The sequence below is a fragment of the Streptomyces sp. NPDC005794 genome (assembly GCF_042871445.1).
Classification (GTDB): Bacteria; Actinomycetota; Actinomycetes; order Streptomycetales; family Streptomycetaceae; genus Streptomyces.
Genome location: NZ_JBIAIN010000023.1, coordinates 45,296 through 56,389 on the forward strand (window position 1 = coordinate 45,296; position 11,094 = coordinate 56,389).

The window sequence follows — 11,094 nt, forward strand, 5'->3', positions numbered from 1 at the left end:
GAGGCCTACTGGACGCGTGACTCGGACTCGTCCTCGTCGTCCGCCTCATCGGGCAGTTTCACGTCGCTCACGGCGATGTTGACCTCGACGACCTCCAGGCCGGTCATCCGCTCGACCGCCGCGATGACGTTCTCACGCACGTCCCGTGCCACCTCGCTGATCGCCACGCCGTAGTCGACGACGATCTCCAGGTCGAGGGCGGCCTGCGATTCGCCGACCTCCGCCTTGACGCCCCGGGACACGGACTTGTTGCCGCCGGGAACACGGTCGCGTACGGCGCCGAACGTCCGCGAGATGCCGCTGCCCATCGCGTGGACCCCGCCGACGTCCCGTGCCGCCATTCCGGCGATCTTCTCGACCACCCCGTCGGCGATGGTGGTGCGGCCACGGGTCGCCGGGGCGCCCCCGCCGCGCTTGCTCAAGTGGCTCTGTCTGCCGTCGTCCCCGCCGGACACGCTGCTGGGGCTGTCGGGCCGGTTCCGCTGTGGGCTCTCGGTCATCGCCGCTCTTCCCTTCGGGGCAGGGGTGAACTTCCGTGGCCCACAGTAAGTGCGCTTGCCCCGTTCCGCCCCGTGGATGGGGCAGGGTGGAGCAATGACAACGGCTGACAGCCCGCACCGGGCCGACGGATGGACCACTGCCGTACGCCAACGGCTCGGCCTGGGCAGACTGCTCCCTCTGGGCGACCCTGCCGACGGTTCCTGGATCGCGGAGAGAGCGGCGGCAGCGGTGCTGCGGGACGCCGCCACCGGGTCGGGGGCCGTGCTGGGGACGCTCAGGATCGCCCCGGCCGACGAGGACCACGCCCCGGACCCGGTGGTGCCCGGCCCTCCCAGCGCGCTGCCGCCCGGACCGCTGCGGATCGAGGCCGGTTTCTCCGCGACGGCGCGGCGGCCCCTGACCGTGACCGCGGACGCGTTGCGCGACGCTCTGCTGACCGCGGCGGCCCAGCGGCTCGGGCTGGTGGTCGACGAGGTGGACCTCCGGGTCACGGAGCTGCTGGAGGAGGAACCCCGCCCCTCCACGGAACCGCCCGCCGACCTCCGCACGGTGGAACCCGAAGGGCCCGCCGGGACCGCGGCGGCCGGGGTGCCGGGCGTCGTCTCCCTGACGCGGGTGCTGGGCAGCGCCGTTCACCGCGCGGAGGGTCACATCCGGGTGGAACTCGCGACGGCCGGGGACCACCGGGCGCTCGATGTGGCGCGGGCGGTGCGTGTGGCGGTGGCCGGAGCCGTGGAGGGCCGTCCGACGGTCGCCGTGCTGATCGCGGCCGTCGTGGACCGGGACTGACGCTGCCCCGCGCCGTACGGCGAGGCGCAGCGTGTGTCAGGGTTCCGGCTGTTCAGTCGGCGAGGCCGGCGAGGTCGCGCAGACGGCGGCCCTGGGCGGCCCGCTCTGCGGTGCGCTGCTCCTCGTACGTACGCGACACGGCGCCGCTCAGCAGGGCCTTGGTCTCGACGACCGCGTCGCGGGGGGCGGCGAGCAGCGCTGCGGCCAGATCGCGGCCTGCCGCGTCGAGCTGGTCGGCGGCGACCACGAGGTTGGCGAGGCCGGTGCGCTCGGCCTCCTCGGCGTGCACGAAGCGGCCGGTGGCGCAGATCTCGAGCGCACGGGCGTATCCCACCAGGTTCACCAGGGGGTGGGTGCCCGTCAGGTCGGGAACGAGACCGAGGCTGGTCTCGCGCATGGCGAACTGCACGTCCTCGGCGACGATCCGCAGATCGCAGGCGAGGGCGAGCTGGAAGCCGGCACCGATCGCGTGCCCCTGGACGGCCGCGATCGACACGATGTCGTTGCGGCGCCACCAGGTGAACGCCTCCTGGTACTCGGCGATGGTCGCGTCGAGCTCGGTCTCCGAACCGCGCGCCATGTCGAGGAAGGACGGCTCGCCGTCGAATCCCTCGGGTGCGAAAGCCTGCCGGTCGAGGCCTGCGGAGAAGGATTTTCCCTCGCCGCGCAGCACAACGACCCGCACGCTGCCGGGGAGCGCTCGTCCGGCCTCTGCCAACGCCCGCCACAGAGCGGGAGACTGAGCGTTGCGCTTGGCCGGGTTGGTGAGCGTCACCGTTGCAACCGCGTCTTCGACGGTGAGCCGTACGCCGTCCTTGTCGAGCACAGAGTCGAGCGAGGTCATGGAGCGCCTCCGGATCGGGTGCTGTCAGCACTTACTGGCAAGTAACTGAACAGTAACCACCCGGACGACCTGATGGTCGGCCGGGTGGCCACCCGTGTTCCGGTGGGACCCCGGAGCCGGCCTGCACCGGCCCCTGACCGCTGTCCGCCGTCAGACCGAAGCGGCCTTCTTGCCACGAGTCGCTCCGCCGCGTCCCCGCAGCGTGACTCCGGACTCACTGAGCATCCGGTGGACGAATCCGTAGGAGCGGCCCGTTTCCTCGGCCAGCGCCCGGATGCTCGCACCGGAGTCGTACTTCTTCTTCAGGTCTGCCGCGAGCTTGTCGCGCGCGGCGCCGGTTACCCGGCTGCCCTTCTTCAGAGTCTCGGCCACCCGTGCCTCCTCAAGGAAGTGCGCTCTGGACTCTCATGATCACCCCTCCTGCGCTTCCTGGCCACCCATTCGGCAAGGTCCGTGCGACGGGATTACGCAGCCCGAAGCGGTCCGCCACAATCGGAATCAGGAATTCCAAGGGCTCCGGAGGCCCCTCGGGGCGGGATGCGGGAGAAAGGGCCAGGTCAGGGCCGTACGGGGCGGGGCGGCCGGAAATGAGTGCGCCCGGCAGGTAGCTGCCGGGCGCCGCGCCGGTGTACGAGACCTGCTCATCCAGATGATGGATCACCGATGGGCCGAATGATCCAGACGCGTTGGATCACCGGGCTCCGCACCGGTTCCGGGGCCCCTGCGGGTCAGGCGAGGGCGACCAGGTCCCGGTAGTCCGAGCCCCAGAGGTCCTCGACGCCGTCGGGCAGCAGGATGATCCGCTCCGGCTGGAGCGCCTCGACCGCGCCCTCGTCGTGGGTGACGAGGACGACGGCACCCTTGTACGTGCGCAGGGCCCCGAGGATCTCCTCGCGGCTGGCCGGGTCGAGGTTGTTCGTCGGCTCGTCGAGCAGCAGGACGTTGGCGGAGGAGACGACGAGCGTCGCCAGGGCGAGCCGGGTCTTCTCACCACCGGAGAGCACTCCGGCGGGCTTGTCCACGTCGTCACCGGAGAAGAGGAAGGAACCGAGCGTCTTGCGGACCTCGACGAGATCGAGGTCGGGCGCCGCGCTCCGCATGTTCTCCAGGACGGTGCGCTCCGGGTCCAGGGTCTCGTGCTCCTGGGCGTAGTAGCCGAGCTTGAGGCCGTGGCCCTCGATGATCTGGCCGGTGTCGGGCTTCTCGGCGCCGCCGAGGAGCCGCAGCAGCGTGGTCTTGCCCGCACCGTTGAGGCCGAGGATGACGACGCGCGAGCCCTTGTCGATGGCGAGGTCCACGTCGGTGAAGATCTCGAGCGATCCGTAGGACTTGGAGAGGCCCTCGGCCATCAGCGGGGTCTTGCCGCACGGGGACGGCTCCGGGAAGCGCAGCTTCGCCACCTTGTCGGAGACCCGCACGGCCTCCAGCCCCGAGAGCAGGCGCTCGGCCCGCTTGGCCATGTTCTGGGCGGCGACGGTCTTGGTCGCCTTGGCGCGCATCTTGTCGGCCTGCGAGTTCAGGGACGCGGCCTTCTTCTCGGCGTTCTGGCGCTCGCGCTTGCGGCGCTTCTCGTCGGCCTCGCGCTGCTGCTGGTAGAGCTTCCAGCCCATGTTGTAGATGTCGATCTGGGCGCGGTTGGCGTCGAGGTAGAACACCTTGTTGACCACCGTCTCGACGAGCTCGACATCGTGGGAGATCACGATGAAGCCGCCGCGGTAGGTCTTGAGGTAGTCGCGCAGCCAGACGATCGAGTCCGCGTCGAGGTGGTTGGTGGGCTCGTCGAGAAGCAGGGTGTCGGCGTCCGAGAACAGGATGCGGGCGAGCTCGACACGGCGGCGCTGCCCGCCGGACAGGGTGTGCAGGGGCTGGCCGAGCACCCGGTCGGGCAGGCTGAGCGCCGCGGCGATGGTGGCGGCCTCGGCCTCGGCGGCGTATCCGCCCTTGGTGAGGAACTCCGTCTCCAGGCGCTCGTACCGCTTCATCGCCTTCTCGCGGGTGGCTCCCTTGCCGTTCGCCATCCGCTCCTCGTTCTCCCGCATCTTGCGCAGGATCTCGTCGAGCCCGCGGGCCGAGAGGATGCGGTCGCGGGCCAGGACGTCGAGGTCGCCGGTGCGCGGGTCCTGCGGGAGGTAGCCGACCTCACCGCTGTTGGTGATGGTGCCGCCGGCCGGTGTCCCCTCGCCTGCAAGGCACTTGGTGAGGGTGGTCTTGCCGGCGCCGTTACGGCCGACCAGGCCGATGCGGTCACCCTTGGCGATACGGAAGGAGGCGGACTCGATGAGGATGCGGGCGCCGGCACGCAGCTCGATGCCGGAAGCGGTGATCACGGAAAAACTCCAGGGCGGTATGGACGGCGGAGGGACAGCGGACTCACGACTCGACGCCGTCTAATGCACAAGGAGAATTGCCATGGGACTCAGTCTACTGGCGGTGTCCACCTGCTTTTCCGCATGCTCCCGGCCCGTCACCGCGTCACAGCGGTACGTCACATAATCGGGCACAGTTCATCGAACTGGCTGATACTCGGCGCAGGACGGAACACGCGCCGTGGAACGGCCGGAGCAGAGGGTGGTGGCCCATGCAGTTCGATGACGACGCCGGTCTGGACACGTCCGAGGTCCGTGACGTGCGTGGCAGCCGGATCCCGGGTGGCCGGGCCACCCTGGGCGGCGGCGTCGTCGGTCTGATCGCGCGTCTGGGCGAACCACGCGACGACCACGCCGGCGGAGTCGGGGCGGCCACTGATCACGGAGCTGACCGAGGCGGACCTCCGGGACGGTCTCGACGCGGCGGCGGCCGTCGGCGACGACCGGATCCAGGAGAAGTTCCAGGGGAGTGTGAACCCGGAGTCCTGGACGCACGGGTCGTCCGCGCAGCGACGGCAGTGGTTCACCACGGGATTCCGCACCGGGGACCCGAGCCGGTGCGACACCTTCGGCTGAGGGTGCCGGTGACCACCGGAAGGCTGAGACGGAGATCACATCACAACGGTGTGTATGAGAAGGAGAAGGTGAGCGGGATGGCAGGCACGGACGGCGTTCCCACGGTCTTTCCGACGATTCTGTACGACGACGCGAGGACCGCGATCAGGGTGCTCACCCAGGCCCTGGGCTTCACCGAGGAGGCGGTGTACGAGGGTGAGGACGGCAGCGTGCTCCACGCCGAGCTGTCCTGCGGCAACGGCAGGGTGATGCTCGGCTCCAAGGGGCGCGGGGGTGTCTTCGCCGAGGCGATGGCCGGCGCCGGGCCCGCCGGGGTGTACGTGGTGGTGGACGGGGTCGACGAGCACCACGCGCGGGCCGTGGAACACGGCGTGGAGATCCTGATGCCGCCCACCGACCAGGACTACGGCTCGCGCGACTACATGGCGCGCGACGCGGAGGGCAACGTCTGGAGCTTCGGGACGTACGCCCCGGGGTCCTCGGACTGAGTGCCCCGGGGCTGTGCGAGCGGTAGCGGTCAGACCCCGCCGGTGTGCACCTGGAAGGCCGCGCGGCGTACGGCTTTGGCGAGGGCGGGGTCCGGGTGGGCGGCGGCCAGGGCCACCAGTACCTGGACGGTCCTCGGATGGCCGACGGCCCGTACCTCGTCCAGGAGCGCGGGGACCGTGCCCTGGACGGCGGAGTCGAGATGGCGGACCAGCAGCCCGGTCTCGCCGTGGTCGGCCACGGCCGCGGCGGTGTCGACCCAGAGCCAGGTGGCTTCCTCACGGCTGAGGACGTCCTGGGCGTCGTCCGGGTCGGTGCCCTCGTACTCGGCGAGCCAGAGCAGCGCGTACGGGCGCAGCGGCGCTTCGGTGACGACGGAGCGGACGACGGGCTCGGCGGGGGCGCCGACGACGCGCAGCGCCTCGAAGGCGAGACCGCGCAGCAGGGCGTCCTCACCACGGGCGACGGCCAGCAGTTCGGCCACCGCGCTGCCGACGGGCCGGGCGGCCAGCCAGGCGCGGTATTCGGCGCGTGCCGGGCCGGGGGTGAGCCGGGCGCAGCCGAGCAGCATGTCGGCCGCGGGCTGCTCGATGTTACCGGCGGGGCTCTGCGCGGCCACGCAGATCTGCTCCAGCTTGACCCAGACCGCCCAGTTGCCCAGCGGGGTGAGGGTGGCGTGACCCGCGCCGAGGGTGAGGGCGCCTACGGAGGCGAGTCCCTCGAGGGCCCAGTCGAGCAGCAGCGCGTTCAGGTCGGCGGACTGCTCGCCGGTGGGGGCGGGCTTCTCCTGCGGCCCGTACGGCACCTCGCACCGCTCCTCGTGGAGTTCCGCGACACGCTGTCCGAGCAGATCGAGGAGCGCGGGCACGGTGACGGCGCCCGCCGAGAGCTGGAGGAGGGAGAGCACCTGGGGCACGGCCTCGACGGCCTCCGCCACCGCGGTGGCCTCGATGCCGTCGGGTGAGGCGTGGACGAGCGACCAGGCGTCGAAGAGCGCGACCCAGCCACGGAGGACGGCGGAGTCGTCGCGGTCCCAGGCACGCAGCCGCCAGCCGGGGCGGGCGGTGTCGCCGTGCATCTCGATGAGGCCGGCCAGCCTGGCCCGGTCCCAGCCGGCCATCACCTGAACCGGGGACAGGTCGAGTGCGGCGGCGGCCCGTTCCAGGGCCTGGGCGGCGAGCGGGACGGAGCCCGGGCTCGTGCCGTCAGCCGCCCAGTGGGCGATCCGCACGGCGTCGGCCAGTACGGCCCTGGCCTGTCGTGCCAGTTCCGCCGGTGGCGGTGTGCCCTCGGGTGGGCGGGGGGCCGGCCTGGCGTACCGGGTCGTCACGGCCCTACGGGCGGTCGCCTGGGGTCGCGGGCGGACAAGTCGCAGCCTGGAGTCGCGCGGGGTACGGGACGTCACGAGGAGCAGTCTTGCCTCTGACGGGCCGAAAGCCCAAACGGAAGCCGTGTCACCGGGATACGGGAGGCAACGGAACCGGGGCACCAACCGGGCGGTTCCGCCGCATCAGCTCACATCAGGGGCGTGAGGAAGCGCCGGAGTGCCTCCTCGTAGCCGTCCGGGTCGGCATTCCACATCGCCGCATGCGGAGCCTGCGGTACGGAGTGCAGGGTCACCAGGTCGGGGCGGCGTGCGGCGAGTTCCCGGGACTGCCGCCAGGGGGCCAGGGTGTCGTCGGGGCCGTGGACGATGAGCGTGGGGGCGTGCAGGGCCGTCGGCACCGAGGTGTCCAGGAGCGGGGCGCCGCGCAGTCCGGTCTGGCCCTGTGCGGCCCGGACGGCCAGCGGAAGCAGCGCGGAGGGCACGCCCCGGGCCGAGGCGAGCGCCCGCAGAGTGGTCTTCCAGTCCAGGACCGGGGAGTCGAGGACGAGGCCGCTGATGCGATCACGGAGGGCGGAGTTGACGGCCGCGTGCAGGGCCATCGAGGCTCCCGAGGACCAGCCGTGGAGGATGACCTTCTCGGCCCCGTAACGCACGGCGTAGCGGATGGCCGCGTCGAGGTCGCGCCATTCGGACTCACCGAGGTGGGCGAGGCCGTCCGGGGAGCGCGGGGCACCCGCGTCACCGCGGTAGGCCAGGTCGAGCACGGGAAGCTGCTGGGTGTGGAGGAACCCCATCACGTTCATGGGGTGGTCCCGGGTGGCGCCGAGACCGTGGACGGTGATCACCCAGGTGTCGCGGGCGCCGGGCACGAACCAGGCGGGCAGGGCGCCGAGCTCGCCGGGGACCTCGACCTCCTTGTATCCGAGGCCGAGGGCGGTGAGCGGGTCGCCGCGGTGGAGCTCCGGGGTGAGGCGGACCCTGGCGCCCGGCTTCAGGCTGCCGAGGGTCACGCGTTCCAGCCGGCGTACGACGGTGTCGGCGGAGGCCGCGGAACCGCCGGGCGGCTGTTCGATCACCGGGCCGACCACCGCGTGGACGCCTCGGCCGGTCAGTCCGTACGTGCCGGGGCGCAGCGCGGTGAAGGAGCGGGTCAGGGTGATCTGCCCGGCCGCGGTGGCGTGCACGGTGAGCCGGCGGTCGCCCGGGAAGGGGTGTGGCGAGGGCGCCCCGAGGGCGGCGTCGCTGGCGTAGCGGCCGGCGGCGACCGCTGCCGCGCCGACGCCGAGGATCGAGGTGGCGGCCACTGCCGCCGCTGTTGCCGGGCGCACGGCTCCAGTGTCCCGGGCGGCGACGTCGGCTGCCAGTGGGCGTCGGCCGTACGGTGCGGCGCGCCGGGCTCAGCCGGGCTGGCCGTACCCCTCCAGGGCGTCCTGCACGTCGCGCAGCTGGGCGGGGGTGAGGAGGTTCGGCCGGTGCCCGGGAACGGAGCTCGCGGTGAGCCAGAGCCTGCACATCCATTCGAGCTGGGCGGTGCGGTCGTAGGCCTCGTCGAGGGTCGCTCCGTAGGTGACGGTGCCGTGGTTCTGCAGCAGGCAGGCCGTGCGGTCGCGCAGGGCGGCCAGCATGTTGTCGGCGAGCTCCCGCGTCCCGTAGCGCGCGTAGGCGGCGGTGCGGACGGTGCCGCCGAGCATGGCCGCGGCGTAGTGCACGAGCGGTACCTCGGGGACGAGGGTGGAGACGGCCGTGGCGTGCACGGCGTGCGTGTGGACGACAGCCGCGGCGTCGGTCTCGCGGTAGACGGCCAGGTGGAGCGGGAGCTCGCTGGTCGGGACCAGGTCGCCCAGGACCTGACGCCCTTCGAGGTCGACGCCGACCGCGTCCCCGGGGCCCAGCCGGTCGTAGGGCACCCCGCTGGGGGTGACCAGCACGATTCCGCCGGCCCGGGCCGACACGTTGCCCGAGGTGCCGACGACCAGGCCGTCCGCCGCCGTCCTCCGGGCCGTCTCGACGACCCCGTCCCAAGCCCGTTCGACCGCGTCCGTACGCACATCACTCATGCGGGGATCCTAGGGTCACGTGACCGACGTCTCCTCAAGGGGACATATCGGGCTCGATCCGGACGCCGGACGCCGGGTGCGGCCGGTTCCCGCACCGGCGCGGAGGCACCCGACAGCACCGCACGCACACAAGCGGAATCGACATACGCGCATGGGGTCACCATGCCGCCCTGTCCAGTTCACCTTCCGTTCACCCTGGTTGCTTACGTTCCACGTGCCAATGACGTCGAACGATTGCCTGGGTAAATGGAACACATCACGCTGCTGCTCGCGATCGTGATCGTGACAGCTCTCGTGTTCGATTTCACGAACGGTTTCCACGACACCGCCAACGCGATGGCCACCACCATCTCGACCGGCGCTCTCAAGCCCAAGACAGCGGTGGCCATGTCCGCCGTTCTCAACCTCGTCGGCGCGTTCCTGTCGGTGGAGGTCGCCAAGACGATCTCCGGCGGGATCATCAATGAGAACGGCCTCAGAACCGAGGTCATCTTCGCCGCGCTCGTCGGCGCCATCCTGTGGAATCTGCTGACCTGGCTGGTCGGCCTGCCCTCCAGCTCTTCCCACGCACTCTTCGGCGGCCTCATCGGCGCCGCGGTCATGTCGGCCGGCTGGTCCTCGATCAACGGCGGCACCGTCGTCACGAAGGTCCTGCTGCCCGCGATCGCCGCGCCCGTCGTCGCCGGTCTCGCCGCCCTGCTGGCCACGAAGCTGACGTACCGCCTGAACCGGAAGATCACGGATCCGGCGCAGCTGAAGTCGACCGCCAAGGGGTACCGCGCCGGCCAGATCGCCTCGGCCGGTCTCGTCTCGCTCGCCCACGGCACCAACGACGCGCAGAAGACCATGGGCATCATCACCCTGGCCCTGGTCACCGGTGGCGTCCTCTCCCCCGGCTCCAACCCGCCGGTCTGGGTCATCGCCTCCGCCGGTATCGCCATCGCGCTGGGCACCTACCTCGGCGGCTGGCGCATCATCCGCACCATGGGCAGCGGCCTCACCGACCTGCGTCCGCCGCAGGGCTTCGCGGCCCAGACGAGCGCGGCCACGGTCATCCTGGCCTCCTCGCACCTCGGCTTCTCCCTCTCCACCACGCAGTCCTGCTCCGGCGCCGTCATGGGCGCGGGCCTCGGACGCAAGGGGGGCGTGGTCCGCTGGTCCACCGCCACCCGGATGTTCATCGCCTGGGGTCTGACGCTGCCGGCCGCCGGACTGGTCGGCGCGGGTGCCGAGTTCCTGACCAAGCAGGGCCCCTGGGGCGTCGCCGTGGTCGCCGTCCTGCTCGTCGCCGGCTCCGGCGCCATCTGGCTGGTGTCGCGCCGCAAGCCGGTCGACCACACCAATGTCAACGAGCCCGAGGACGAGCCCGCGGGCGTCGTCACGACCGCCATCGCGGCCGTCAGCCCGCCGCCCGCCGGTGTGGCCGCCACCGAGCTCAAGACCACCATCCACGCTCCGGCCACGACGGCCGAGACCCCGGCCGACCCGGCCCGGCCGGCCACGGTGTAAGGACAGATCCGCATGAACATCGACTGGGCAGCTCTCGCTTCCGTCTTCGGCGTCAGCCTCGTGATCACCGTGGCGCTGGTCGGCCTCTTCACCCTCGGCATCACGGGCCTCGCCAAGCAGACGCCGACGGCGCAGGGCGGCGGCGGGGCCGGCGTCCTGGCGCGCACCGGCGCGTACGCCTGCTTCGGGCTGTGCCTGGCGGCGGTCGCGTACGGGATCTATCTGATCGTCGCCTGACCTCCGCTCAGACGCGCACCGGCCGGACACACCCCGTGTGTGTCCGGCCGGTGTGCGTCTGAGCACACTGAAGCCTCGCAGGTCAGCGGCAGGTTGACGGGCGTTCGCGGCGCGTGGTGGACTGCCGGAGCCATGTACGGCGACAGAAGAGGAAGCCGGTGCGAATCCGGCGCGGTCCCGCCACTGTCACCGGGGAGCAGCCTCCACACGGAAGTCACGGCCCGTCACCGCGGGCTGGAAGGCCGGAGGACCTGCGGATCCGGAAGCCAGGAGACTCTCGTCGCCGGTCACGTCGAACCAGGGCGCGGACCCTGAGTGAGGACATACGCCATGCCTGGCTGCCCTGCGTCGGTCGCCGTACCACCCGCTGTGAAGGTCCTTCGAGGCGCGACGGCCGGCTGA

At 71.7% G+C, this 11,094-nt stretch carries 12 protein-coding genes, 1 pseudogene and 1 riboswitch; of the genes and pseudogenes, 5 read left to right on the forward strand and 8 right to left on the reverse strand.

What is annotated here, in order from left to right; genetic code table 11:
- Positions 1-5 precede the first annotated feature (5 nt).
- Positions 6-500: an Asp23/Gls24 family envelope stress response protein gene (locus tag ACFYQ5_RS30135; RefSeq protein WP_389202094.1), complete on the reverse strand. Its 495-nt coding sequence runs from the start codon at positions 498-500 to the stop codon at positions 6-8.
- 94 nt (positions 501-594) lie between these two features.
- On the opposite strand from ACFYQ5_RS30135, the gene ACFYQ5_RS30140 reads away from it, so the two are divergent.
- Positions 595-1,290: a hypothetical protein gene (locus tag ACFYQ5_RS30140; protein ID WP_389202096.1), complete on the forward strand. Its 696-nt coding sequence runs from the start codon at positions 595-597 to the stop codon at positions 1,288-1,290.
- Positions 1,291-1,342: 52 nt separating this feature from the next.
- Here the strand turns inward: ACFYQ5_RS30140 and ACFYQ5_RS30145 are convergent, their stop codons facing one another.
- From ACFYQ5_RS30145 to ACFYQ5_RS30160, 4 genes are all read right to left on the reverse strand, one after another.
- Complete coding sequence (locus tag ACFYQ5_RS30145; RefSeq protein ID WP_389202097.1) at positions 1,343-2,134, reverse strand: enoyl-CoA hydratase/isomerase family protein; 792 nt, start codon at positions 2,132-2,134, stop codon at positions 1,343-1,345.
- A gap of 150 nt (positions 2,135-2,284) precedes the next feature.
- Positions 2,285-2,506 (reverse strand): helix-turn-helix domain-containing protein, encoded by a 222-nt coding sequence (locus ACFYQ5_RS30150; protein ID WP_024756249.1) that lies wholly within the window; start codon positions 2,504-2,506, stop codon positions 2,285-2,287.
- Between the two features lie 356 nt (positions 2,507-2,862).
- Positions 2,863-4,461, reverse strand: coding sequence for an ABC-F family ATP-binding cassette domain-containing protein (locus ACFYQ5_RS30155; RefSeq protein WP_356711907.1), 1,599 nt, complete (start codon positions 4,459-4,461; stop codon positions 2,863-2,865).
- 158 nt (positions 4,462-4,619) lie between these two features.
- Positions 4,620-4,883: a hypothetical protein gene (locus ACFYQ5_RS30160; RefSeq protein ID WP_389202098.1), complete on the reverse strand. Its 264-nt coding sequence runs from the start codon at positions 4,881-4,883 to the stop codon at positions 4,620-4,622.
- Here ACFYQ5_RS30160 and ACFYQ5_RS30165 point away from each other — a divergent pair.
- Both ACFYQ5_RS30165 and ACFYQ5_RS30170 read left to right on the forward strand, forming a co-directional pair.
- Positions 4,828-5,076, forward strand: a pseudogene (locus ACFYQ5_RS30165) (neutral zinc metallopeptidase); the annotation flags it as partial. The gene ACFYQ5_RS30160 and the pseudogene ACFYQ5_RS30165 overlap by 56 nt on opposite strands.
- A 77-nt stretch (positions 5,077-5,153) precedes the next feature.
- Positions 5,154-5,564, forward strand: a complete 411-nt coding sequence (locus ACFYQ5_RS30170; RefSeq protein WP_389202100.1) for a VOC family protein — start codon at positions 5,154-5,156, stop codon at positions 5,562-5,564.
- Positions 5,565-5,593: 29 nt separating this feature from the next.
- Here ACFYQ5_RS30170 and ACFYQ5_RS30175 read toward each other — a convergent pair whose 3' ends face one another.
- The 3 genes from ACFYQ5_RS30175 to ACFYQ5_RS30185 form a co-directional block, all read right to left on the reverse strand.
- On the reverse strand, positions 5,594-6,892 hold the full coding sequence (locus ACFYQ5_RS30175) for a hypothetical protein (RefSeq protein ID WP_389202228.1): 1,299 nt from the start codon (positions 6,890-6,892) through the stop codon (positions 5,594-5,596).
- Between the two features lie 185 nt (positions 6,893-7,077).
- Positions 7,078-8,217 (reverse strand): alpha/beta hydrolase, encoded by a 1,140-nt coding sequence (locus ACFYQ5_RS30180; RefSeq protein WP_389202102.1) that lies wholly within the window; start codon positions 8,215-8,217, stop codon positions 7,078-7,080.
- A 69-nt stretch (positions 8,218-8,286) separates the two neighbouring features.
- Complete coding sequence (locus ACFYQ5_RS30185; protein WP_389202104.1) at positions 8,287-8,946, reverse strand: class II aldolase/adducin family protein; 660 nt, start codon at positions 8,944-8,946, stop codon at positions 8,287-8,289.
- A gap of 246 nt (positions 8,947-9,192) precedes the next feature.
- Between ACFYQ5_RS30185 and ACFYQ5_RS30190 the strand changes: the two genes are divergently transcribed.
- The gene (locus ACFYQ5_RS30190) at positions 9,193-10,455 is read left to right on the forward strand and encodes an anion permease (RefSeq protein ID WP_389202106.1); all 1,263 of its coding nucleotides are present in this window, start codon (positions 9,193-9,195) and stop codon (positions 10,453-10,455) included.
- 12 nt (positions 10,456-10,467) lie between these two features.
- A complete protein-coding gene (locus ACFYQ5_RS30195; protein ID WP_389202107.1) occupies positions 10,468-10,692 on the forward strand; it encodes a hypothetical protein in 225 nt (74 codons plus the stop codon).
- 146 nt (positions 10,693-10,838) lie between these two features.
- Positions 10,839-10,969, forward strand: a riboswitch (cobalamin riboswitch).
- Positions 10,970-11,094 lie beyond the last annotated feature (125 nt).